Genomic DNA, 22,375 nt, shown 5'->3' on the forward strand with positions numbered 1-22,375 from the left:
CCCCGACGGCCGACGCGCTCGACGTCTGACACGCCGTGCATCCGATCCGGTCCGTCAGCGCACCAGAACCGGCGACGAGGTGAGAAGCAATCATGATTTCCCGAGAACGTTTCGCGGGTTGGTACCGAAACCGCTATGTGTGGGTGGCGGTGATCCTGCTGGTGGTGTCGGCCGGCGCGGTCGTACTGCTCAACCGGGCCGACCCGGAGGCGGAGCCGGCCGATCTGCAGGGGCAGATCATGGCTCGGATGCGTACGACGCTCGAACAGGCGGACCCGGGGCAGCACAACCACGCCGGACACACTGCCCAGCAGGTGACCACCGAGAAGCCGGCAGTGATCTGCGGGGTCCGCGTCTACGGCTACGAGCCGGCCGAGGTCAGCGCGCTTGCCGACGTGCGGACGGTCTACGGCTTCCACCTCTGCGGGGTCGCCGAGCAGAAGCGCCCCTGGGACGTTGCGGTCAAGCTGGCCGGCCCCGTGATCATGGACATGTCCACCGAACCTCCGGGCATCCAGGTGGTCGAGGCGACCGCCGACGTCATGTTCACCGACCGGCTGCGCGAGATGTTCCCGGAGAAGTACGCGGAGTTGGCGCTCAAGGAGGCGCTGACCAACTCGGAGATGGCCGACCAACGCCGCCGGTACGACGCCGCAGCCGGGCTCTGACCCTCCCGGGCGGCGGCGGCGCGGTCGCACTCACACCAACCCGGCGATTTGATCCACATCCCACCGCACATCGATAAACATTGATATTTACGGCAACGGATGTAACAGTTGTTTGGGAGCGTTCCCATTCTGATCTCAGTCCCGAAGAACGGAGGATGAACAGTGCGTCCACACAAGTTCGAGCAATCCGGCGGGCGATCCCGGTCAACCGTCCGTCAGTCCCTCCGAGCGCTCGTCATGCTGTTCGCGATAGCGGTCGGCATGCTGCCCTGGGCCGGCGCGGCCCAGGCGCACGGCACCGTCATCAACCCGGCGAGTCGCGCCTACCAGTGCTGGAAGACCTGGGGCAACCAGCACACGAACCCAGCGATGCAGCAACAGGACCCCATGTGCTGGCGGGCGTTCCAGGCCAATCCCGACACCATGTGGAACTGGATGAGCCAGCTGCGCGACGGCCTCGCCGGCCAGTTCCAGGCGCGTACCCCGGACGGGCAGCTGTGCAGCAACGCCCTCTCCAGGAACGACACGGTGAACCAGCCCGGAGCATGGAAGGCGACCAACGTCAGCCGCAACTTCACGGTCCAGATGTACGACCAGGCCAGCCACGGTGCTGACTACTTCCGGGTCTACGTCACCAAGCAGGGATTCAACCCGGCCACCCAGCGCCTCGGGTGGGGCAACCTCGACCTGATCACGACGACCGGGCGCTACGCGCCAGCGCAGAACATCTCGTTCAACGTCTCGGTCTCTGGACGCACCGGAAACCACGTCCTGTTCGTGATCTGGAAGGCGTCCCACATGGACCAGACCTACATGTGGTGCAGCGACATCAACATCGCCTGATCGGCAGGACCGACAGCCGCGGCACCATTTCGGCCCAGGGCGTTTGGCGTCCTGGGCCGGCTCGCTCTTCCGGCAGTGCCCTACGTGCGTCGAAGGCTATGCGAAAGTGCCGCTGGTGCGTGCCGCGATGCGAATGGTGGTCCCTGCGGGTCCGCTGACGACGAGGAGGTAGTCGGCCATCTGCCCGACCACCCACAGGCCCATACCTCCCGTTTCGGACAGGGGTGGTCGCTCGGTGCGCGGAAGGTAGTGCGCGGTGTTGAAGCCCGGCCCATGGTCGGTGACTTCACAGGTGAGCTGGCCATCCACGAACAGGCGTAGGCCGCCTCTGCCGCCCCCGTGCCGAATCACGTTGATCATCAGTTCGTTGACCGCAGTGACCCAGTTCTCGATCTCGTCGTGGCCGAGGCCGCACCGGCGGCTGGCGGCCTCAACCTCGCGTCGGACGCGGGTCAGGTCGGCGAGGGTGAACGACGCCGAGAGCAGCGGCTTCGTGGCGGAGGGAGCATGGTGGCCGAGCGGTGGGTTCACCACTGCTTCCCCTCCCTGTCGGATGCGGAGCCGGTGAGCTGGTCGATGGCACGAGGAGGACAGCTCTCCGGAACGGTTCGCCGGACCACCAATGCATCGATGTGACATGGGAAGATACCCCACCTCGGCGGCGCAACACTGTTGATCTCGCTGCTGGCATGCTGTCGGCGGCGTGCCGGAGTCTAGGCTGCCTGCGTGGCCCACGCCGAGCTGATGACGAATGACGAGCGGCTGCGTCGCATCGAGGCGATCACCGATGCCGCCCTGTCGGGGCTGCACGTCGCCGAGTTGCTCGACGAGCTGTTGGAACGCGTCCGGGACCTGCTCAAGGTCGATACCGCCACCATCCTGCTGCTGGACGAACACACCGGCGAACTCGTCGCGACAGCGGCAAAAGGTCTGGAGGAAGAGGTACGTCGCGGTTTCCGCCTCCGGGTCGGACGCGGCTTCGCCGGGCGGGTGGCGGCGACACGTGCGCCGGTCACGATCCATGACGTCACGCCCGACGACGTGGTCAATCCCGTCCTGCTCGCCACGGGCGTACGTGCTCTGCTCGGCGTGCCCATGCTCGTCAACGGCGACCTCGTCGGCGTACTGCACGTCGGCTCCCTGGCACTGCGGCGGTTCAGTCCCGACGACGTGCAGCTGTTGCAGCTGGTTGCCGATCGCGCCAGCCTCGCGGGTCGGGCCCGAGCGCAGGTCCTCGACCGGCAGGCAGCGCTGGCCCTGCAACACAGCCTGCTGCCCGGCCGACTACCCGACATCCCCGGCCTGGACCTGGCCGCCCGGTACGTGCCCGGCCACGACCTGGGCATCGGTGGCGACTGGTACGACGTGTTCACGTTGCCCTCGGGTTGGCTGGGCGCCGTCATCGGCGACGTCTCGGGCCACGGACTGCCGTCCGCCGTCGTCATGGGACGAATCCGCAGCGCGCTGCGCGCCTACGCCCTCGATTCCGACGATCCCGCCCAAGCGCTGACATCCCTCGACCGCAAGATCCACCATTTCGAAGCGGGCACCCTCACCACCGCCGTCTACGCCCTGATCACACCCGATCGCACGAGGGTGCACCTCTCCTCCGCCGGCCACCTGCCACCGCTGCTGGCTGTGCCCGGCCGTCCCACCGCGCTCGTCAACCTGACGGTGGACCGGCCACTTGGTGTGGGCCGACCATCAGCCACTCGCCGCAACACCGTGCTGGACCTACCGCCGGGTGCCGCGCTCATCTTCTACACCGACGGACTGATCGAACGCCGCAGCGAACTGATCGACACCGGGATCGAGCGCCTCGCCGACGCCGTGCGGTCCGGGCCAGCCGAGGCGTTGTGCGACCACATCATGGCCACAACCGCGGAGGAGCACCCCAACGACGACATTGCCCTCCTGGTCATCCGGCGCCAACCAGCATCTGGTTGAGCCGCTCGGGCAACCGATTCGGGATGAAGCAGATCGAGCAGTGGCCTATCGCCCGGTGCCCCCGTCCACCGCACCGGGGATGGGGGTGCTGTCCGGGAACGCGTCGTCGAGCAGCGCCACCCCGTCCTGGGGATGCGCACGCTCGACCAGCTCGGACCGGGAGGCGCGCTTCTTGGCACGGTCAATGCTCATGGCCTGGTTGCGGTGCTCCTCCAGGGCCGGGTCGCACTGCCCATCGCGGTTGAACGACCACATCAGCATCGGCTCGCCCAACGGCAGCGAGTCCCCTGGGCCAGCGTCGAGGCGGCCGGTGTGCCAGGTGTGCCAGGTCTTGCCGTAGCTGTTCAGCAACATAGCCATCAGCGCCCGCTCGGCGGGCTCCGGCAGCCCGGGGGCTACCAGCGAGGCACCGAGAATCTCGAAATTGTGCGGGTGCCAGTACCCGCGTTCGCCCTCGGGCAGCGTCCCGTACAGCCGTTCGGAGACGATGTACTCAATGCCGATGAGGTTGGCCTCGGCGGTGTTGCCGTCAAACAGCACGCACTGCAGGAAGTCGTCGTTGACCTGACGGCAGTAGTGATGCGCCTCCATCTGCATCGACGGGTCGTCCTTCGCCGGGTGGAACCCGACGACGTACGCGTCGAAGCCCTTCAGCGGCGCCGCGTCCTGGAGTGTCTTGGAGCCGAGCGACAGCCCCTGGTGCCACAGGCTCGTCGACTCTCCCGGTGGTCGTAGCGGGCTTGGGCGCCGTTCCATCAATCACTCCTTCGCCAGAATCATGTCGTCTTCAGGCCAGGCTAGGTGGGCTGAGCACCGGGTTCCGCCTTTCGCGATGCCGCCCCGCGTTCGGGTGTTCCCTCTTCCCGGGTCCGTCGCCGCGTTGCCCACGCTCTGCAGATTCGACAGTGTGATGGACGGCCAACCCATCCTCGAGGCAGTGTTGCGGGAGCCAGCATGGGCGGCATGGGGCTTCCGGGGGGTGGCGGACGGGATCTGCTGGAACGCCGCGAGGACGTGCGGCAGGCGAACTTCCTGGAACTCTTCGTCGACCTGGTGCTGGTGTTCGCGCTCTCCGGAGTGGTCACCCGGGTGGTGCGGGACGCGACCGCGGCCGACCGCGTCGTGCAGTGGCGGTCGCTGGCGTACCTGCTGGTGCTCTGCCTTCCACTGCTCTGGTTGTGGATCACCACCGCGCACATCACCAGCTGGTTCGACCCCCGCCGCCGCAAGATCCAATGGCTGGTGCTGGCCAGTGCGTTCGGTCTGCTGGTCATGGCTTCGTCCCTGCCGTACGCGTTCACCGGCAAGGGCTGGTCGTTCGTACTTCCGTACGTGGTCCTGCACTGCGCCCGCCCGCTGATCCTGCTGCCCAGCCTGCACGGACACGCCCTACGGGCTCTCTACGCGAGATCGGTGCCATGGTGCGCGGCCGGGTCGGGCATCTGGGTGGCCGGCGCGCTGGTCAGTGGCGACGCCCGGGCCGCACTCTGGGCAGTCGCCGTCACCGTGGACATCGTGGCCGCCCAACTGCGCTGGCCGGTGTACGGCCGGGCCCGACCACCGATCAGCGCCTGGGCCATGGACAGCGGCCACCACCTGCCCGAGCGCTACCAGCAGCTGCTGCTGATCGCCCTCGGCGAGAGCGTCCTGGCCGTGGGTATCACCTTCACCGACCTGCCCACCACCAGGTCCACGTGGGCGACGCTGGTGGCGGCGTACCTGTCGACAGTGCTGCTGTGGCGGATCTACTTCTACCGCTCCGGCCAGGTCCTCGCCGATGCGGTCGCCGCCGCCCGGGACCGGCTGGCCGCCGGCCGCGCCACCGGCATCGCCCATGTCGTCATGGTCATCGGCATCGTCACCACCGCCGTCGGTTACGAGATCGTACTCGAACACCCCGCGGGCCGTCCGGAACCAGTGTGGCTCGCCACGATCCTCGGTGGTCCGGCGCTGTTCCTCTACGGCCGCATCCGCCTGGAACGGGTCGTGTTCAACCGGCTGTCGATCCGCCGCGTCGTAGCCATTGCCGCACTGGCGGCGGCTGCCGTACCGCTGCATCACGCCCCGCCGTTGACCGCCTCCGTCGCGGCCGCCTTCGTGCTGCTCGGTGTCGCTGTCGCCGACGCTCGCCACGCTGCCCACCAGCTGCCCGAGACACCTTCCCCGGCGCACTGAAACCACGCCACCCTGATGTCGTCGTCCGACCAGGCCTCTGCAGCCCCCGGTGAGGGAGCACCGGCGCCGAGCCGGCATGGGCGGCGGTCAGCGGCTCATGGCCGAGACCGCGGGACGGGGCCCTACCCCTGCGAAGGACCGTCGCCCGCGGTGGCGGCGCGCATTTCCTTGAGCACGTACGTCGCAGCCTTCTCGACGACGCGGACGCCCTCTTCCCGGCTCGCGTGATGGTCGGACAACACGGCGATCAGCCAGTCATGACGGGCCTCGACGATCCGTCCGATGCTGTTGACCAGCCAGCGACCCCCGTCGGCGTCAACGGTGTCCCAGCCGTTCTTGACGTAGACCGAGCGATTGCCGGGTTCCCGCGCGGCGGTCACTCCCCATCGTTGCTCGGGGATCACCTTGTTCATGAGGCCCATGACGAACGTACGGTCCTGCGGGGTCAGGGGTCCCGTCGGCGACGTCAGCGCGGTCAGCAGACGGAGCTGGTCGGCAGCCGTGGTGGTGGTGAGCCCCCAGTGGGAGTTGGGCCTGGTCTCCCGCAGACCGAGTGCGCGGTTCGCGGCGGTGAGGCCGCGCGAGCCCTCGATCCTCTGCCACAGGGCAACCGCAGCGGGGTTGTCACTGGACGTGATCATGGCCTGGGCCAACCGTCGAGTGTCAGGCCCCAGGGCCTTGCCCGGCGGTTTCTGGCGCAGCAGGAGGGCGGCGAGGATGTTGACCTTGACGATGCTGGCGGTCTCGAACCGTCTGGTGTCGACCGTCACCGCAGCCGATCCTTGTCGATCCAGCGCCGCGACCGCCAGGTGGCCGCCATGCCGCTCCACGTAGGCCTTGATGCGCGTTCTGGCCTGCTCAAGTCGGTCGATGGCCGGCGTCGTGGGGATCGGATCGGCAGGGGAAGGACCGTGCGATGGACCGGCTTCGTCGCCGTGGCGACCGCGCGTGGCACCGAAGGCGGCCGTCGCGACGCCGGCCAGGGACATGCTGACCGCGGAGACGACCCAGCGGCGTGGCAGCTGCCGACCTTTCCGCTCACCCAAGGCGGGTCACCGCCCTCGCCGCGATCGAGTCCACGGCGGCCTGGCTGCCCGGGTCGGGCAGGCTGACCGTCGAGACCGTCTCGCCTCGTCTCAGCATCACGAAGTAGGTGACGGTGTGCGGCATGTCGGCATGCTCAATGCGGCCACGAATGAGCATCCCGGGGCCCTCGAGATAATCCGGATCAACGACATCGAACGAGACCCGCGATCCGAGAACCAGGTAGCTCGCGCACCGCAGCAGGACCCGCCGAACGTCGTCGACATTCCGCTCGGCCCATCCAGGTTCGTACGTCTCCACCACGTGGTGGGCCGGCGACGAGCCGTCAGACAGCCGGTAGTAGCGCTGCACGGCAGCGCGCCGATGCGACTTGGCCGGGTAGTCGCTGCTCCGATAACCGGGGCAGTTGCCCTGCTCCCACGGCCAGGGCGGCAGACCGGTTCGCGCGTCGTCCTCATGCCAGTCCGGGCCCAGATCGCCCGCCCCCAGCAGCCTGCTCGGATCGCCCTGTTCCGGGTTCGCGGTGTGTCGCTCATCGGGGCCGACTCCGGGCTCCGACTGATGACACCCTGCGGCCATCATCATCAACGCCGACAGGACCGCAGCCGAAGCTCGGCCTCTGCCACGAATCCAGCCTCGGCGCGTCCTGCTGCTCGATACGGACATCCTGGACCTCCCCCAACGCAGACATTTGCCACCGCAGGTCGCGCTTCAGGCGACGATGCGTGGCGGCATGTTCCTCGCCGCCGCACCACAGGCGCGGCCGCTGCCGACCGGCGGCCCGACACCACCGGGATCCGCCGCGCCCGGCCGCGGCGGGACCGGTCAATGGCGTTCCTCGGCGAACAGTTCGGAACGGGTCTCGCCGAGCAACTCGCGCAGGCGGTTGAGCGAGCGCATGCTCTGGCTCTTGACGACCGCTGTGGAGACGCCCACAACCTCGGCAGTTGTCTCCACGCTCAGGTCGTCCCAGTACCGCAGGACGATGATCGCCCGATCCCGTAACGGCAGGGTGGCGACCGCGTCCAGCAACGTCATGCGCAGTTCGGCCGGATGTTCCTCGCCCCGATCCGGCGGCGCCGACATCGCCAACTCGCGGCTGGAGCGACGCCGCTGCTGGTCGATCATGCAGCGCAGAAGTATCTTGCGGGCGTACGCGTGGGGGTCGTCGGCCCGGCGGACCCGCCTCCAGTTGGCGTACACCTTGGCCAACGTCGTCTGGGTGAGGTCCTGGGCGAGATGCCAGTCGCGGCACATCAGGAACGCGGCGTCGCGCAGGCGGCCGGCGGCCGCCCGCGCGAACTCCACGAAGTCTTCGTCAGCCATTCGACCGGGCCAGCGTCGGGAAGTTCCTGGCACCGGTGACGACGAGTTCGGCGGGCAGTCTCGTGCCCCAGATCGGGTTGGCGGCGATCTCGGTCGCCTCTTTCACCGAGAGGACGGGCCGTGCCGGCGAGGTCCCCTTGGCGTCCCACACCAGACAGGTGGAGACCATCAGATCAACCCGGAGGCCACCGCGGTGGTGCACGGTGACCACCTTGTTCTGTACGCAGTCATCGGGTATCTCGGTCAGCTCCACCGTCCCCAGGGGCGTATCGCCGTCGAGGTTGTCGCGGTAGATGGCGAGCCGCAGCATGCCCGGTCCATCACCTCGGTCCAGGTAGACCTGGACGTACGGCATGTCGGGGCTCGCCCCGCTGCTCTGCAGACTGGCATAACCACTGGTCTTCCCCCTGGGCAGCAGCCGGGTCAGCAGTTCCAGAGCGCCCTGCGGTGTGGTGGTCAGCAGCTCGCCGTCCGGCCCCGGCCCCATCCTCACGGTGTCGATCACAGTGGTCGAGGGTGTCGGCGGCGCTGGCCGAAAGGGGTCTCCTCGTTCCTTGTTGTCGCCCTCCAACCCGCCAGGTGCGCCAGCCGAGGGCTCGGCCGGGGACGGCGTGGCGGTGCCGACCGAGCCGCTCGGCAAACCCAGGTTCGGCCCGCCGGGCTGACCGGCGTCATCCGCACCGACGCCGAGCGGACCGGCGGCCAGGCCGATCACGAGCAGCAACGCCAACGCCGATCCGCCAGCGCCGAACTGCGCCCGTCGGCGCTGGCGGCGCAGCCGGCGGCCCTGCACGATCGACCGCTGGACCAGGTCACCCAACGGCGGGGCGGGGTGTCGGGCCAGGTCGTCCCTCAAACGCCCATGAACGTCACCCATGTCCCGTACCCCTCCTCGGCCGGCCGCCAGTGGGGCGATCCGTCACCTGACCTGACGGGTTGGCCAGCCGATTTGGTTACCGCCTTTCGGCGCGAATTCTCAGCTGCCGTGTCACGTGGCACACGGTGATTTCAGCGCGTGGGCGTCCACCTCCGCAGGGTCACGATGCCCTGACCAGGTGCGCCACTGCGGAAGGGGGCCGCCGTCGGGTTACCGGGGCAACTGGTGGCCGGTTCGATCAGCACGCAGTGAGCGCAGCGCCTCCACCACGGCGTCGGGTGCCCGCAACGGCACGAAATGGTCGGCGCCGGGTATCCGCACAAGGCGGCACCCGGGAATGCGTCGCGCGGCCTCGACGCAGGCCGGGACGAACGACTGGCGCTCAAGATCGCCGAGCAGCAGCACGCAGGGGGTGCCCACACTTTCCAGCCGGGACCACGCGTCGCCGTCGTCGGTGAAGGCGTCGCCCCAGTTGAGCCAGAACCGAACCGCCGAGCGCAGCAGATCGACGACGAGCGGATCTCGGCCGGCGCGGGCCCATCGGGCGATGCCCTGTTCGAGGAAGATTTCCGGGTCGGAGCTGTCCGGCTCGTCGTCGGGATCGTGGGCGGGCGGGGCGCCAGAGATGCCGGGGCAGGCCAGCACCATCCCGCGGACCCGATCCGGCTCGGCGAGGGCGAGGTCGAGCGCGGTGCCGCCGCCCATGCTGCAACCGGCGAACAACGCCGGCCCGACCTCGAGCCGATCGAGCACCCGACGCAGGTCGTCCAGCCGGGAGAACCGCCCGGCCGGCGGTGCTGAGCGCGCGAAGCCCCGCACGTCGTACCGGATCAACCGGTGCTGCCCGGCGAGCCGCTCCCACACCGGGTCCCAGATGCGAGAGTCGCCAACGCCCGGATGCAGCAGCACGACGGGCGGAAGGCCACCCCCGGTGTCCTGGGCCCACACGGACCCGTCACCCACGTTGATGAACTGATCCACGGCTCCGAGCCTTCCACAGTCGAGTGACGCACAGTTCAGCAGGCGGTTCGCGCGTGGATGACCAAATTCTGTGGTCGCGCCGGACTCCTACCGGGACGACCACCAGGTCGAGGAGGCGGTGACGGCGAACCCCAGGGACTCGTACAGCGGCTGGCCCAGCCGGGAGGCGGTCAGCGTGACCGGCAGCTCCGCCATCGGAGCCAGGGATCCCAGCATGACCGCCCGCCCGACACCACGGGACCGGAACGCCGGTGCGGTTCCGACCCAGTAGTGACTGCCGAGCCCACCGTGCACGACGGTGACGCACACCCCGGCGATCTCGCCATCCAGGCTGGCGACGAACACGTCCACACCTGGTTGGTGGATCAACGCCGTCGGGAACATCTCGCCGGCCCGGTAGGGCACGAACCTGGCCAGCTCGAAAGCGGCGATCACGGTACGCTCCGCGGCTCGCAGGTCCTCCTCGCTTCGCAGCCGGATGACCGTCATCGCCGGCTCGGCCACGACGTCGGGCTGGCGCAGCATGACCGGCATCTGCCAGGAACGCATGTCGAGGTGGCGCAGATCCGTCGAGCTGAACGGGTCCTCGGCGTCCACCGGCCCGGTCGCCCGAGCTGCCAGTTCGGTGATCTCGGCCAGTTCCTCACGACGGAGGTCGGGCTCCTGGGTCAGGATGCGCAGGCCCGCGCGCCCGTCGCCGACGACGGCGAGGAAGCCCCGCCGACGGAGCACCTCTTGGCCGCGGACCCGCCCGGTGGTGGCCCAGAAGGCAGCGGAGTTACGGGCTTGGCGCAGCGGCGCGTCGGAGGCGGACAGGGACCGGGCGCGTTCGTTCGCTTCTGTCGTCATGGCGGTAGTTGTCCCTTCGAAGGGGTCTCGACTCGGCGCGTGACACGGCGGGGCTAGGCAAAACTGAGGCCGCCGGCCCGGGCGCGTTTGAGTTCCGAGAAGGCCCCGCAGGCGGCGAGCAGACGGGCACCGTCGAAGACGCGCAGGGCCTCTTCCCCGCGCGGGATCGAGGTCAGTACGGGGCCGAAGAACGCCACGTCGTCGACCACGACCGTCGGGGTGCCGAGGTCCTCGCCCACGAGTTGCTGTGCGCGGGCGGTGCTCGCCCGCATCCGCGGGTCGACGTCGATGCGATGGGCGGCCCCGGCCAGGTCGGCGGGGAGGCCCGCCTCGGCCAGGGCCGCCGGGACGACGGCGTCGAAATCCTTGTCGCCCTCGTCGTGGATCCGGCGGCCGAGCGCCGTGTACAGACTCGCGAGGGCGGTGGGGCCGTGTTCGGCGGACACCGCTGTGCACACTCGCGCTGGCCCCCACGCCCGGTCGTTGAATTCCCGGTACCAGGGCTCCAGATCGCGATGCTCGTTGATCACCGCGAGGCTCATCACCTCGAACCGCAGGTCGACCGGACGCATCCGTGCCACCTCCACCAGCCAGCGCGAGGTGATCCAGGCGAACGGACAGGACGGGTCCACGTAGGCCGTGACCGTCGACGCACGGTTAGAATTATCTTCCATGGAAGGCAAGTTACCTTCCATGGAAGATAAGATGCAACGGTGGATGACGACCGCATCACCCAGATCGTTGGTCAATGGCGACGCGAGCGACCAGACCTCGACCCCAGCCCGCTGCTGATCATCGGTCGGATCCAGCAACTGGCCGCCGTACTCGACACAGCCCTGCGGCCGCCGTTCGCCGCGGCGGACCTCGGCAACGGTGAGTTCGACGTGCTCGCGGCGCTGCGTCGGGAGGGTGATCCGTACGCGCTCACGGCCGGGCAGTTGGGCCAACGGATGCTCGTCACCACCGGTGCGGTGACCAAGCGGGTGGACCGGTTGATCGCCCGAGGGCTCGTGTCACGCTCGGTGTTCGAATCCGACGCGCGCGGCAGGGTGGTGGCGTTGACCCCCGCCGGAATGACGTTGATCGACCGGCTGATCGAGGAGCATCTGGCCAATGAGGCGCGCATCCTGCGTGGCCTCACCGACAGCGACCGCGCGGCGCTCGAGCGCCTACTGGCGAGGCTGACCCGCGCCGTGGGTGCCTGAGTGCGAGCCCCCTCACTCGTTCCAGGGCCGGTGGGCGACGGTGAGGATGTGGGTCGTCGGCCAGTCGAGGGGCTGGCCATCGAGGTCGGCGAGAGAGGCGACCGGCGCGATCCGGTTGTCGATCACCCACTCGTTGCGGACGGCGGTGGAGGCAGGGCCGATCTCGAAGCCCGCTTCGGTCAGCAGGGCCGTCCACTCGGCGAAACTGAGGCCACAGAACTGTTCCTTCGTCTCGGAGAGCCAGTTGTCGGTGTAGTCCTTGCGGGTCAGGTAGTCCATCGCGGAGCCCAGTTCAAGCCGCACCGAACCGTCGGGCAGCGCCTCGTAGTCGAAGGGGAACGCGAAGTCGACGGCGAACTGATCCAGCCGTGCCCGCGTCGACAGTCCGCCGACATACCGCCTGACCTCGGCGGAGTCGAGGCTGGCGAGGTCCCGGTGCGGCGATGCCGGGTTGTCGCCGTCATCCGCCACGAGTCGCAGGATCACCGGACGGTGGGGATCGTCCGGGCCACACACGTCGCTGTTGATCCAGATGCCACCGGGCACGGTGTGGTCGTGGATGCGGCGGGCGAACTGCAACAGTGACTCCCGCTGCCGCCCGTACGACCAGATCTCATGGGTCAACGCGAAGGTGAGGGTGGTGTCCACCGACCGGTCCTTGAAGACCGCGCCACCGAGGACGTTCCGGTGGAAGAAGTACACGTTGGCGTTGCGGAACACGCCCTGCGCCTTCTTGTGCAGGCACTCCTGAAAGAGGTGTCGGGCGACCTCGACGCCGATGAGGTCACTCTCGTGCAGGCCGGTCTCCCGGTCGGCCAACTCCAGGACCGCCCCGGCGCCGCAGCCGATATCCACGAGCCGGCCGGGTTGCACGTACTGCCGGACGGCGTCCCACTTGCGCTCGGCGGCGCCGGCGAAGGCCTCCACGTAGGTCCGGTAGTCGCGGGTGACGGTAAGGCCACCCTCGTCGCCGACGAGGGGGTCGTTGACCACCATCCGGATCTCGTCGACCAGACGGTAGCGCTCGAAGACGTCGATCGTCGCCGGGTGCGTCAGCTTGCGCCACATGTCGTCGCCAGCGGCCAGGCGCAGCAGGACATCCCAGGGCCGTTCGGGCGTGGTACGCAGCTCCGGGTCGGCCTCGACCTGCGCGATAGTGAAACCGAGCCGCTCGTACAGCTTGGCGACCTGCGGCGTCGAGCATGCCACCAGGGTGTCGGCAGGAGTGAGTTCGAGTCCGGTGGCTACCGCGATGTTCTTGAGGGTCACCTCGGCGAAGGCATCGGTGTACGCGGTGTCGAAGATCGGCACGACCATCGACCGCAGCCCGCTCAGCACGCTGAATCGCTCGATCGCGGCCTCCCGCCGGTGGTACGGGACCGGATTGCGCTTGGTGTTCTCGTGGTTGGCGGAGGTCACCGCCCAGACGACCGTGACAGCGCCGTCCTCGGCGAGCCGCCGCAGGTAGTCAGCCTGGAAGCAGGTCAGCAGGTGATGCCGCCCCGGAAAGAGCACGAAGCGGGTGGACGGGCCAGCCATGGTCACCCCACGTTGTCCGGGCCGATGTGCGGCCCGCGATCATAACGGGAGGCTCGTTGCGGTCATCCGGCCGGGACGGCGACGACGCCCTTCCGCAGCCGTGACCGACGTGGCGCGGGGCGGCGCCTCAGCACGAGCCGTTGACCTGGCTGGCCGATCCGGTGTACAGGTACGCGTCGGGGACCCAGGTGCCGTCGGTCAGCTTGTTCCACAGGGTGCTGGCGCCCCAGCGGCCGGTCAGACTGGTGCCGTTCGACGAGCAGGCGATGCTCGCTGTGGCACCGTCCGCGAGCGAGCCGACGACGCCGTACCCGGTGCCCGGCCCGGACCGCCGGCTGATCGACGTGCCGCCGTTGCTGTCGACGATTCCCTGGGTGAAGCCGAGTGCGCCGTAGTTGTAGAGCGCCCCGCCGACGTAGACGCGTTTCGAGCCGTGCAGCGCGGAGCCCTCGTAGGCCGTGCTGCCCTCTCTCGGCACCCACTTGCCCAGGTTGTGGGTCGCGATCGCCACGTACGCGCTGTTCTGCCGGAGCCCCAGGTGCACGTGCCGGCTGCTGGCACTCCCGCCGCAGGTGATGTCGGTGCCGGTGTCGCCGAGGTAGGTGCCCGCCGAGACGGACGCGCCGTCGACGTTGATGTTGTTCCAAAGGTGGTAGTAGTCCGTGGCGTACCCCCGGTCGTGGATCACCCGGATCCAGCCCTTGCACATCGTGTACGCGGTGCCGGCGCGCACGGCCAGCACCCGCTGGTCACCGCCTTGGAGATCGATCGAGCTGAACGGTCGCGGGGAGCCCGACCAGCCGTGCGGGCCACCTCGCAGGGTCCAGGACTGGCCGACGGTGAATGGCAGGCGCATGCCGGTGCGGAAGTCTCCGTTGGCGGCCAGGGTGCCGGGGGCTGCGAGAGCGGCCATTTCCTGTCGGGGGACGACGGAGGCGGGCGCGGCCGCGGTCAGTTCGGCGAAGGTGGCCTCCCCCTCGAAGGCGACCTGCCAGTCGCCGCGCTGGTGGCGGGCGACGAAGATCCAGCCGGACGGGTAGAGCCCTTCCTCCTGCGGGGCGACGAGCACCGCGGTGCCGAATGCCCAGGCCCGGCCGTCCCGGCGGGTGACGGTCACCCGGGTGTCCGCCAGACCGGCGGCGCGGGCTCCCTGGCCCGCCGCGACCGCGGCCTCCTCGAGCAGCATGTGCTGCACGGCGATCGTGACGTCATTGGCCGGCGCGGCGTGGGCGCCGCTCGGCACGGTGCTGATCATGGTGGCAACGAGCAGCATCGCCGTGGCGGTACCGAGCCAGCGTTGAGTAATGATCATGTCCTCTCCAGAGGGGGTTGAGAGGCTGATGTATACCGCAGGACGCTATACCGCAGATCGATCTCTGTCTATGAGTGGGAGGGCGCGCTAGCCGGCGGTGGCCTCACGCTGGATCTGCGCGAACTGGGCGGCCATCGCGGCGGCCAGGGCCTGCGCGGCGGACAGCGGGCGAACCATCACGGTGAACTCGTCGATCAGGCCGTTCTCGTCCAGGTGCAGGAAGTCGCAACCTTTGACGGCGACGTCGCCGATCCGCGCCTCGAACACCAGCGCGTGATCGCGGTCGTCGTCACCGCTCAACTCACGGACGTACCGGAAGTCCTCGAACACCCGCAGCACGCCCCGCAGGATCGCCGCGGTGATTGCCTTGCCCGGGTACGGCTTGAACGCCACCGGGCTGCGAAAAACCACATCGTCGGCCAGGGCCGCCGTGATGGCATCGAGATCGCGTGCCTCAACCGCCGCGCGAAAGTCGATCACCACGCCAGCGTACGGGGTTTTCCCGGCCGCCGGTCACCCCAGTTCTCGTCGAGCCGGCACCCGTTGGAGCGGCCACCGGTCCGTGGAGCCAGCAGGCACCTCGTCCAAGTCGGTCATATTTGGTGGACGACCTGGACCGGCTGTGCCAGCCTGACCGGAGGCCGCCACCACGGGGCCCGGTGCCATGACGGATCGAACCGACCGACGGGAGCACGGCGATGCGAGGACTCGAAACCTTCCCGCCCATCCGGACGCGAGCTTTCGAGGACCCGTCAGCCCATGCAGACCATCAACCTTGGCATCGTCGCCCACGTCGACGCCGGTAAGACAAGTCTGACCGAACGCCTGCTGCACGCCACCGGTGTCACCGACCGGCTCGGCAGTGTCGACGCGGGCACCACGCAGACCGACACCGGCGAGATCGAGCGCCGCCGGGGCATCACCATCCGCAGCGCCGTCGCCGCGTTCGGATTACCCGGTTCTGCCCGTAGGGCCCGCCCGTCGGCGCTCGTCAACTCTCGGAGCGGCGCTCCGCCACGGCGGCGTGGAACCAGTCCCGCAGGTCCTCCGCGGCTGGCGGGGTGCGCGGGTCCACCGGGTCAGGGTTGCGCAGGTGGTAGACCTTCCCCATGAGCGGCCTCAGCGAGCTGATCGGCTCAAGGTCATGACCACGCCCGGCCAGCACCGGCTGACCCTCGTACACGTATCCCCGGGTTTCCCCGCGCCCCACCTGCCAGCTCAGCTCCGGTACGGCGTGGCGGACGCACTCCGCGGCGTAGAACGCGACCGCGTCGATCAGCGCGAGGGACTCGTCCGACCAGATGTGCGGGGCGAGGAGCGCACTCCGCCCGTACCACATCGGCAGGACGGCGCCCGTCGGGCGTTGGAAGACGCTCCCGTTCTCGAGGATCACCTTCTCCCGGGGAGCATCGGCGGGGCGCAACTCGAGGCGGCCGATGGCCCAGCCCCAGATCGGGGCCAGGCTGTCGCGGGAATGGTCGAGCCGTTGCGGCCTGCCGATGCGGGCGGCCTGGTCTTGCAGCCAGGCGAGCCGTTCGTCTCCGGCGGCCAGGTAGCGCCCCAGGAAGTCCTCGTCGGACTCGGCCGTGGTGCTGAGGACCATCCCGGCAGGTGTCCGGTCGTCCTCGTCCGACGAAATCATGTCGAGGACCTCGCTGAGCGGCGCGCCGGTGACATCGCCCTCCTGGACGACGAACCGACCGCCGGTCGCCTGCGCCACCTCCTGCAGCACCTCGACGACCCGCGTCACCTCGGCCCGGAATCCGGCGGCCGGCAGCAGGGGGAAGGCGTCCCAGATCGAGACGACCAGCTCGCTGACTCCCGTCTTGCCGGGGTGCACGAACCACTGCGTGCCGAGCCGCTCCCCCTCCCAGACCAACTCGGCGTACTCCCCGCCGGCGACATCCTCGTGGAGATCCGGATCGTCACCGAAGACCCTGCTGAGCAGGGCGACCACGGTCGCCCTGCTCAGCTCGGCCCCGGACGGGATGACACCCATTTCCAGGCTCACTGCAACTATGCCCCGCTCGGTGCGTGGATCGTGAAATCGATGTTGTTGTTCTTCAGGCACTCCAACAGCGGAGGGTGGACGCCGATGCTGTTGTAGGAAGCACTCGCGAAGAAGTGCCAGTGTACTTTCTTGATGTTCCTCTGCCCGTGCACGTTCTTGGCCTCGTCGGTGGGAATCCAGGCGTCCTTCAGGCACTCGTCGATGAGGCTCTCGGTCCAGGTCGGAACACCGGTCTTGACCTCGTGCAACGTCACCGAGCCGTCGATGTCGTCCACCTCAGCGCAGTCGGCCTTGCGCCACTTCGAGCCGGCTCTCGGGTAGCCCGGGGTATTCACCTGATGCTGCGGTAGGCAGTTGCTCAGGATCGTCTTCAGATACTCCTCGCCCGCCGTGAAGTTCCACTGGGGTGGGACTGGCACGCCCGGCCGGTGGTTAGGCAGCTTCATCGCTTCCTCGATCGACTTCCACTTGGTGCGATCTCCCTTGGACAGGGTGCGGATGTCGGCATCGCTGAAGCGTGAGGTCGCCGCCAACGCCACGAAGTTGAACGAGGTGTCGCCGCTCTGCAGGTAGTTGTAGGTCTCGCCGAGGATCAGTTCGAGCGCGATGTCCTTGACCGCGTCGGTGAGCTTGTCGTAGCGGGTGACGAACCGGACGACGGCGTCCATGCGGTGCAGGTACCTGAGCGCGAACTTGGCAACCTTGGCCGGAATCGCGACCGCGTCGCCCGCGTACGGGATCAGGCCCACGACGCTGAATCCCGCGCTGACCCAGTCGCCGCGGATGGCGGCGGCCACGGCATCCCGGATGTCGGTGATGGCACCGACGATCCAACCGACGACCGGGATCAGGCTCAGGGCTCCGGAGCAGACATTGCCCGCGAGCCACGCCATCGAGTCGCGCATCGCGAACTCACCCGCGACCAGGCCGAGTGCGAAGTCGGAGACGTACGTCCACTTGCTGATCTGCTCGTCCGGGCGGCCCGGATCCAGGCTCTGGTCCTGGACGTGGGCGACCTCGTAGTCGTCACGCAGACCGTCGCCGTCGGAGTCCTGACCGAGTGGGTTGATCCCCCAGTCGTTGACCTCCGTGCCGTCGGACAGGCCGTCACCGTCACTGTCCACGTTGTTGACGTCGGTGAGGATCTCACCCTCGGCGATGTCGATGAGGCCATCGCCGTCGGTGTCATCGAGGTTCGGCGCCGGGACGATCGGCGGAACGTCGCCGGGCGTCGGCGGCGCGCGCGGCTGGTCGGCCACCAGCGGGTTGCTGCCCTTCGCCACCTCGGCGCCGTCGGTGGCGCCGTCGCCGTCGGTGTCGGGGTCGGTGGGCGAGGTGCCGAGCCGCTGCTCGTCGAGGTTGGTCAGCCCGTCGCCGTCGACGTCCTCGGCTCCGTCGGCGACCGAGTCGCGGTCGGTGTCGACCGCGTTCGGCATCGCCCAGCCCGTCAGTTCGGTGATCTCGAACTTATCGGTCAGTTTGTCGCCGTCGGAGTCGACCAGCAGCGGGCTTGCGCCGAGGCGCAGCTCCACCACGTCCACCACGCCGTCGGCGTCGTGGTCGCCGTCGTAGGTGATGCCGAGCCGGACCAGGACATTGAAGCCGTTACGCCAGGCGTTGGCGGCCTGGATCGTCGCAGGTTCCGGGTTGGCCTTGAGCAGCATCTCGTCGGCTTTGGCCAAGTTGACCTTCGCTGCCGCCAGGTCCGCGAACGCCTCGGTCAGCCCCGCCGGGGCGGGCGCGGGTGGCGGGCTGGCCCGGAACGGGCCGATGGTCGCTTCGGCGTCCTGGATTGCCGCGTCGGCGAGCAGCCGCACGCCGGTGAGGGTCTCCACCAGCGCCCTGACGTGTGCCTGCTCGGCCTCACCGTTCGGCGGGCTGGCGCCGGTCATCCGGCTCTTGAGGAACGACTCCAGGTGCCGGAGATTGTCGAACGCGACCTCGCCGTCCGCGGCATTTTCGAGTCGCGCTCCGTCGAAGTAGCGGGAGCCGACATCCGCCAGGACCGGATCGATCCGGCTGCTTCCGAGCCCGTCACCCACGTACGGCCGCAACGCCTGGGTGGCCTCGGTGATATAGAGCCTCGCGTCCCGGACGTACTCTGCAGTCGGGATCTTCGCGACCTCAACCTGCCAGAGAGGCGTCTCCCCCGCCGACGCCTCTCCAGCGGAGATCGCCAGCTGTGCGACGACCGCAGTCGCCAGCGCAGCGGCAAGGCCCTTTCTTCGTAACCGCGCGTGGATGCGCATGGGCACTCCCGTCCGTCCATTGCTGATCATGACGACGGAAAGCCTAATATAGAAGGCCGGCAATGGGGTGCCCCTCGGGCCCACGGGACGTCGCGCCTGCCGGTGTCCGTCCTGGTCGGACGTACATATTTTGTCTGACGGCCTTGGTCTGTTCCGGTACGTTCGATCCGTTCACCCTCGGGCACCGCGACCTGGTGGCCCGCACCCGGGTGATGTTCGATTGGGTCATCCTGTTGCTGGCGGCGAATGCCGACAAGCAACCAGCCGCTGAGGCCATGGCCAACAACGCCGAGGCGAGCCGGAGCGTGTGGCCGATTGACCGAGAAGGCCGGCAGATGATGGACGTTCGATCGGAAGTGGGTGTTGATGACGCGACCAACACTGTTCCTGGCGGTCGGGCTCCCGTGCACCGGAAAGACCACTGCCGCTCGGCGTATCGAAATCGAGTGGAAAGCGCTTCGTCTGACGAAGGACGAATGGGTGAAGGCCCTCTACGGGCACGAGAATCCGCCATCGGCTCAGGACGTGGTCGAAGGACGACTCATCGAGATCGGGCTGCGCGCCCTCGAACTCGGCAACAACGTTGTGATCGACTTCGGTCTCTGGACTCGGGACGAACGCTCCGCCCTGCGGGAGGCAGCAGCAGACCTCGACGCGCTGGTGGAGATGCACTACTTCGCGCTCACCCCAGCCGAGCAGCGCAGACGACTCGACCGGCGGCAAGCCGAAGCGCCGCACACGACGTGGCCGATGTCCGACGAGGAACTCGCCGAGTGGGCCGCCACCATCGACATCCCCACGCCAGGCGAACTCGACGGCAGCGAACCCGTCGATGAGCCACCGGCTGGTTTCGCGACCTGGAACGAGTGGCGCGCACACCGCTGGCCGCCGGCGGTCTCCTGACGCCGGGCCGCCAGGAGACGGTTTCCCGGCCGTTCGTTCGGGTACCGCCGCTGGTCAGGACAGAGGAAGGAACACACATGACCGAGCGGGACGAGCGACGCGATGGGGAGCAGACCGGGGTGCCGCAGGACGAGGGGGCCCGCAGCACCCGGGCGGCGCAGGACGCCCACGGCGGCAGCATGGCGCCGGGACTGGTCGACGACACCGGCCACCCGGTGGCGCAGGCCCCGGCCGACCAGTTGGCCGACACCGAAAACGAGGCCTGAGGCACGAGCGGCGGGCTGGTCGGGAGCAGTCCGGGCCAGCCCGCCGGTCGCTTGAGCGCGGTGTGAGAGTTCGATGGTGTCCCGTCTCACCCCGATCTCGTTCGCCAGGTCGCCACAGCCCGCCGGTACTCTTGATCGAGTACGGACTGTACCCATATGTGCACCAGCCGAGGGGTGACCATGCACGATCACGCGTCCGGCCACATCGACCTCGCTCGCCTGCGGGACGTGCTCGACGGACCGTGGGCAAAGGTGCGCAACGCGCACCGGGAGCACCTCGACGAGCGTTTCCTCCCGGTGTACGGCGAGACCGGTGACCAGGCACGCGAGCGGATCTCCCGGCTGCTCACCGAACTCCCCGTCGAACTGGGGATCGCGTCGGCCTTTCCCACCGAGTACGGCGGCAGCGCCGACGTCGGCGGCTCGATCATCGCCAGCGAGATGCTGGCGCAGGTCGACCTCTCGCTGATGGTCAAGGCGGGCGTGCAGTGGGGCCTGTTCGGTGGCGCAGTCCAAGCCCTCGGCACCCAGCGCCACCACGACGCCTACCTGCGGGACATCATCTCGGGCACCATTTTCGGCTGCTTCGCGATGACCGAGACCGGCCACGGGTCCGACGTCCAGCAACTGCGCACCACCTGCACGTACGACCCGCAGACGCAGACCTTCGACCTGCACACCCCACACGAGGCGGCCCGCAAGGACTACATCGGCAACGCCGCCCGGGACGGACGCATGGCGGTCGTCTTCGCGCAGCTGATCACGAACGGTCAGCGGCACGGCGTACACGCGTGGTTGGTGCCGATCCGCGACGCACAGGGCAACCCGCTGCCCGGCGTGACCATCGGCGACGCCGGGCCCAAGGCCGGCCTGCTCGGCGTGGACAACGGGCGGCTCAGCTTCGACCACGTGCAGGTGCCCCGCGACATGCTGCTGGACCGTTACGGTCAGGTCGCGGAGGACGGCACGTACTCCAGCCCGATCGAGAACGACTCCCGGCGCTTCTTCACGATGCTCGGCACCCTGGTCCGTGGTCGGGTGAGCGTGGGCGGCGCCGCGTCGGCGGCCACCAAGTCCGCGCTGACCATCGCAGTGCGCTACGGCGACATCCGGCGCCAGTTCGACACTCCCGGCGCCGACCGGGAGGTGCTGATCAACGACTACCTGGCCCACCAGCGCAAGCTGCTGCCGGCCCTGGCCACCACGTACGCGCTGCACTTCGCCCAGACCGAGCTGGTCGCCGCGCTGAATGAGGTGCAGGGCGGCGACGGGCCGGTCGACGAGCACCGGCAGCGGGAGCTGGAGTCCCGGGCCGCCGGTCTCAAGGCCGCGCAGACCTGGCACGCGACCCGCACCATCCAGATGTGCCGCGAGGCGTGCGGCGGCGCTGGCTACCTGGCAGAGAACCGGCTACCCAGTCTCAAGGCCGACACCGACGTCTTCACCACGTTCGAGGGCGATAACACGGTGCTGCTGCAGCTGGTGGCCAAGGGTTTGCTCACCGGCTACCGCGACGAGTTCGGCTCGTTGGACGGCTGGGGGCGCGCCTCCTTCGTCGCTGAGCAGGTCCGCGAGATGGTGCTCGAGCGCACCGCCGCACGGTCGCTCATCGAACGGCTGATCAGCGCGGTGCCCGGCCGCGACGAGGAGGTCGCCGTCACCGACCGCGGCTGGCAGCTGAAGGCCTTCGAGGACCGTGAGCGGCACCTCCTCGACGGCGCTGTCCGTCGCCTTCGCGGCGGCGCGGCCACCAAGAAGGACCGCCCCTTCGACATCTTCAACGACGTCCAGGACCACGTCCTGGCCGTTGCCGCCGCGCACATCGACCGGGTCACCCTGGAGGCGTTCGTCGCCGGGATCGAAGACACCGCCGACCCGGCGGTCCAGGCGCTTCTCTCCCGCGTCTGTGACCTGTACGCGCTCAGCGTCATCGAGGCCAACAAGGGGTGGTTCCTGGAGCACGGTCGACTCACGCCAGCCCGCTCGAAGGCGATCACCGGCGTGGTGAACGGATTGCTCAAAGAACTGCGCCCGCACATGCGAACGCTCGTGGACGGCTTCGCCATCCCGGACACGTGGCTGCACTGCGCCATCCTGCGCGAGGAACCCCGCAGGCAGGAAACGATGTCCGCCCATGACGCCGCCAGCAGTACGCAGGCAGTCCCGGTGTAGGCAGGCAG

Annotated in this window: 22 protein-coding genes and 2 pseudogenes; 10 read left to right on the forward strand and 14 right to left on the reverse strand. The window is 68.8% G+C overall.

Annotated elements, in window-relative coordinates; translation table 11 throughout:
* Nucleotides 1-92: 92 nt before the first annotated feature.
* Nucleotides 93-668, forward strand: a complete 576-nt coding sequence (locus CLT68_RS26735; RefSeq protein ID WP_099855074.1) for a hypothetical protein — start codon at nt 93-95, stop codon at nt 666-668.
* A gap of 237 nt (nt 669-905) precedes the next feature.
* Complete coding sequence (locus CLT68_RS26740; protein WP_486482334.1) at nt 906-1,511, forward strand: lytic polysaccharide monooxygenase; 606 nt, start codon at nt 906-908, stop codon at nt 1,509-1,511.
* A gap of 96 nt (nt 1,512-1,607) precedes the next feature.
* Here the strand turns inward: CLT68_RS26740 and CLT68_RS26745 are convergent, their stop codons facing one another.
* Complete coding sequence (locus CLT68_RS26745) at nt 1,608-2,045, reverse strand: ATP-binding protein (RefSeq protein WP_158240936.1); 438 nt, start codon at nt 2,043-2,045, stop codon at nt 1,608-1,610.
* A 192-nt stretch (nt 2,046-2,237) separates the two neighbouring features.
* Between CLT68_RS26745 and CLT68_RS26750 the strand changes: the two genes are divergently transcribed.
* A complete protein-coding gene (locus CLT68_RS26750; RefSeq protein ID WP_099855082.1) occupies nt 2,238-3,458 on the forward strand; it encodes a GAF domain-containing SpoIIE family protein phosphatase in 1,221 nt (406 codons plus the stop codon).
* 45 nt (nt 3,459-3,503) lie between these two features.
* On the opposite strand, the gene CLT68_RS26755 is transcribed toward CLT68_RS26750, so the two are convergent.
* Complete coding sequence (locus CLT68_RS26755; RefSeq protein ID WP_099855084.1) at nt 3,504-4,214, reverse strand: OBAP family protein; 711 nt, start codon at nt 4,212-4,214, stop codon at nt 3,504-3,506.
* A 207-nt stretch (nt 4,215-4,421) separates the two neighbouring features.
* On the opposite strand from CLT68_RS26755, the gene CLT68_RS26760 reads away from it, so the two are divergent.
* Nucleotides 4,422-5,633 (forward strand): low temperature requirement protein A, encoded by a 1,212-nt coding sequence (locus CLT68_RS26760; RefSeq protein WP_158240937.1) that lies wholly within the window; start codon nt 4,422-4,424, stop codon nt 5,631-5,633.
* 122 nt (nt 5,634-5,755) lie between these two features.
* On the opposite strand, the gene CLT68_RS26765 is transcribed toward CLT68_RS26760, so the two are convergent.
* The 7 genes from CLT68_RS26765 to CLT68_RS26795 form a co-directional block, all read right to left on the reverse strand.
* Entirely contained in the window at nt 5,756-6,622 is an 867-nt protein-coding gene (locus CLT68_RS26765) for a serine hydrolase (protein WP_143743255.1), read from the reverse strand.
* Between the two features lie 49 nt (nt 6,623-6,671).
* On the reverse strand, nt 6,672-7,265 hold the full coding sequence (locus CLT68_RS26770) for a hypothetical protein (RefSeq protein WP_143743256.1): 594 nt from the start codon (nt 7,263-7,265) through the stop codon (nt 6,672-6,674).
* A gap of 237 nt (nt 7,266-7,502) precedes the next feature.
* Entirely contained in the window at nt 7,503-8,003 is a 501-nt protein-coding gene (locus CLT68_RS26775) for a SigE family RNA polymerase sigma factor (RefSeq protein WP_099855093.1), read from the reverse strand.
* The gene (locus CLT68_RS26780; protein WP_143743257.1) at nt 7,996-8,880 is read right to left on the reverse strand and encodes a hypothetical protein; all 885 of its coding nucleotides are present in this window, start codon (nt 8,878-8,880) and stop codon (nt 7,996-7,998) included. The genes CLT68_RS26775 and CLT68_RS26780 overlap by 8 nt, the downstream gene beginning before the upstream one ends.
* 210 nt (nt 8,881-9,090) lie before the next feature.
* The gene (locus CLT68_RS26785; protein WP_099855097.1) at nt 9,091-9,861 is read right to left on the reverse strand and encodes an alpha/beta fold hydrolase; all 771 of its coding nucleotides are present in this window, start codon (nt 9,859-9,861) and stop codon (nt 9,091-9,093) included.
* An 87-nt stretch (nt 9,862-9,948) separates the two neighbouring features.
* A complete protein-coding gene (locus CLT68_RS26790; protein ID WP_099855099.1) occupies nt 9,949-10,710 on the reverse strand; it encodes a GNAT family N-acetyltransferase in 762 nt (253 codons plus the stop codon).
* Nucleotides 10,711-10,763: 53 nt separating this feature from the next.
* Nucleotides 10,764-11,405: a mycothiol-dependent nitroreductase Rv2466c family protein gene (locus CLT68_RS26795; protein WP_486482335.1), complete on the reverse strand. Its 642-nt coding sequence runs from the start codon at nt 11,403-11,405 to the stop codon at nt 10,764-10,766.
* Nucleotides 11,406-11,423: 18 nt separating this feature from the next.
* Between CLT68_RS26795 and CLT68_RS26800 the strand changes: the two genes are divergently transcribed.
* Nucleotides 11,424-11,915: a MarR family transcriptional regulator gene (locus tag CLT68_RS26800; protein WP_099855103.1), complete on the forward strand. Its 492-nt coding sequence runs from the start codon at nt 11,424-11,426 to the stop codon at nt 11,913-11,915.
* Between the two features lie 12 nt (nt 11,916-11,927).
* Here CLT68_RS26800 and CLT68_RS26805 read toward each other — a convergent pair whose 3' ends face one another.
* The 3 genes from CLT68_RS26805 to CLT68_RS26815 form a co-directional block, all read right to left on the reverse strand.
* On the reverse strand, nt 11,928-13,454 hold the full coding sequence (locus CLT68_RS26805) for a methyltransferase (protein ID WP_099857688.1): 1,527 nt from the start codon (nt 13,452-13,454) through the stop codon (nt 11,928-11,930).
* A 127-nt stretch (nt 13,455-13,581) separates the two neighbouring features.
* The gene (locus tag CLT68_RS26810; RefSeq protein ID WP_486482336.1) at nt 13,582-14,766 is read right to left on the reverse strand and encodes a peptidase M23; all 1,185 of its coding nucleotides are present in this window, start codon (nt 14,764-14,766) and stop codon (nt 13,582-13,584) included.
* Between the two features lie 87 nt (nt 14,767-14,853).
* Nucleotides 14,854-15,246 carry a nuclear transport factor 2 family protein gene (locus CLT68_RS26815; protein ID WP_099857693.1) on the reverse strand — a complete coding sequence of 131 codons (393 nt, stop codon included), beginning with the start codon at nt 15,244-15,246 and terminating at the stop codon, nt 14,854-14,856.
* Between the two features lie 279 nt (nt 15,247-15,525).
* Here CLT68_RS26815 and CLT68_RS33970 point away from each other — a divergent pair.
* Nucleotides 15,526-15,714 (forward strand): annotated as a pseudogene (locus CLT68_RS33970) (GTP-binding protein); the annotation flags it as partial.
* A 43-nt stretch (nt 15,715-15,757) separates the two neighbouring features.
* Here the strand turns inward: CLT68_RS33970 and CLT68_RS33975 are convergent.
* Both CLT68_RS33975 and CLT68_RS26830 read right to left on the reverse strand, forming a co-directional pair.
* Entirely contained in the window at nt 15,758-16,765 is a 1,008-nt protein-coding gene (locus CLT68_RS33975) for a hypothetical protein (RefSeq protein ID WP_099855105.1), read from the reverse strand.
* A 17-nt stretch (nt 16,766-16,782) separates the two neighbouring features.
* Nucleotides 16,783-19,110, reverse strand: coding sequence for a hypothetical protein (locus tag CLT68_RS26830; RefSeq protein ID WP_143743258.1), 2,328 nt, complete (start codon nt 19,108-19,110; stop codon nt 16,783-16,785).
* Between CLT68_RS26830 and CLT68_RS26835 the strand changes: the two are divergent.
* The 4 genes and pseudogenes from CLT68_RS26835 to CLT68_RS26850 form a co-directional block, all read left to right on the forward strand.
* Nucleotides 19,089-19,295, forward strand: a pseudogene (locus CLT68_RS26835) (adenylyltransferase/cytidyltransferase family protein); the annotation flags it as partial. The gene CLT68_RS26830 and the pseudogene CLT68_RS26835 sit on opposite strands and share 22 nt — an antisense overlap.
* A 97-nt stretch (nt 19,296-19,392) precedes the next feature.
* On the forward strand, nt 19,393-19,929 hold the full coding sequence (locus CLT68_RS26840; protein ID WP_099855110.1) for an ATP-binding protein: 537 nt from the start codon (nt 19,393-19,395) through the stop codon (nt 19,927-19,929).
* Nucleotides 19,930-20,006: 77 nt separating this feature from the next.
* On the forward strand, nt 20,007-20,195 hold the full coding sequence (locus CLT68_RS26845) for a hypothetical protein (protein WP_099855112.1): 189 nt from the start codon (nt 20,007-20,009) through the stop codon (nt 20,193-20,195).
* 180 nt (nt 20,196-20,375) lie between these two features.
* Nucleotides 20,376-22,367 carry an acyl-CoA dehydrogenase family protein gene (locus tag CLT68_RS26850; RefSeq protein WP_099857695.1) on the forward strand — a complete coding sequence of 664 codons (1,992 nt, stop codon included), beginning with the start codon at nt 20,376-20,378 and terminating at the stop codon, nt 22,365-22,367.
* The last annotated feature ends 8 nt before the right edge of the window (nt 22,368-22,375 follow it).

The sequence above is a fragment of the Micromonospora sp. CNZ299 genome (assembly GCF_002754415.1).

Coding starts and splice junctions, on each gene's coding strand:
- CLT68_RS26735 (WP_099855074.1), top strand. CDS start 93: ATGATTTCCCGAGAACGTTTCGCGGGTTGGTACCGAAACCGCTATGTG.
- CLT68_RS26740 (WP_486482334.1), top strand. CDS start 906: ATGCTGTTCGCGATAGCGGTCGGCATGCTGCCCTGGGCCGGCGCGGCC.
- CLT68_RS26755 (WP_099855084.1), bottom strand. CDS start 4,214: ATGGAACGGCGCCCAAGCCCGCTACGACCACCGGGAGAGTCGACGAGC.
- CLT68_RS26760 (WP_158240937.1), top strand. CDS start 4,422: ATGGGGCTTCCGGGGGGTGGCGGACGGGATCTGCTGGAACGCCGCGAG.
- CLT68_RS26765 (WP_143743255.1), bottom strand. CDS start 6,622: ATGTCCCTGGCCGGCGTCGCGACGGCCGCCTTCGGTGCCACGCGCGGT.
- CLT68_RS26775 (WP_099855093.1), bottom strand. CDS start 8,003: ATGGCTGACGAAGACTTCGTGGAGTTCGCGCGGGCGGCCGCCGGCCGC.
- CLT68_RS26780 (WP_143743257.1), bottom strand. CDS start 8,880: ATGGGTGACGTTCATGGGCGTTTGAGGGACGACCTGGCCCGACACCCC.
- CLT68_RS26790 (WP_099855099.1), bottom strand. CDS start 10,710: ATGACGACAGAAGCGAACGAACGCGCCCGGTCCCTGTCCGCCTCCGAC.
- CLT68_RS26795 (WP_486482335.1), bottom strand. CDS start 11,405: ATGGAAGGTAACTTGCCTTCCATGGAAGATAATTCTAACCGTGCGTCG.
- CLT68_RS26805 (WP_099857688.1), bottom strand. CDS start 13,454: ATGGCTGGCCCGTCCACCCGCTTCGTGCTCTTTCCGGGGCGGCATCAC.
- CLT68_RS26810 (WP_486482336.1), bottom strand. CDS start 14,766: ATGATCATTACTCAACGCTGGCTCGGTACCGCCACGGCGATGCTGCTC.
- CLT68_RS33975 (WP_099855105.1), bottom strand. CDS start 16,765: ATGGGTGTCATCCCGTCCGGGGCCGAGCTGAGCAGGGCGACCGTGGTC.
- CLT68_RS26840 (WP_099855110.1), top strand. CDS start 19,393: ATGACGCGACCAACACTGTTCCTGGCGGTCGGGCTCCCGTGCACCGGA.
- CLT68_RS26845 (WP_099855112.1), top strand. CDS start 20,007: ATGACCGAGCGGGACGAGCGACGCGATGGGGAGCAGACCGGGGTGCCG.
- CLT68_RS26850 (WP_099857695.1), top strand. CDS start 20,376: ATGCACGATCACGCGTCCGGCCACATCGACCTCGCTCGCCTGCGGGAC.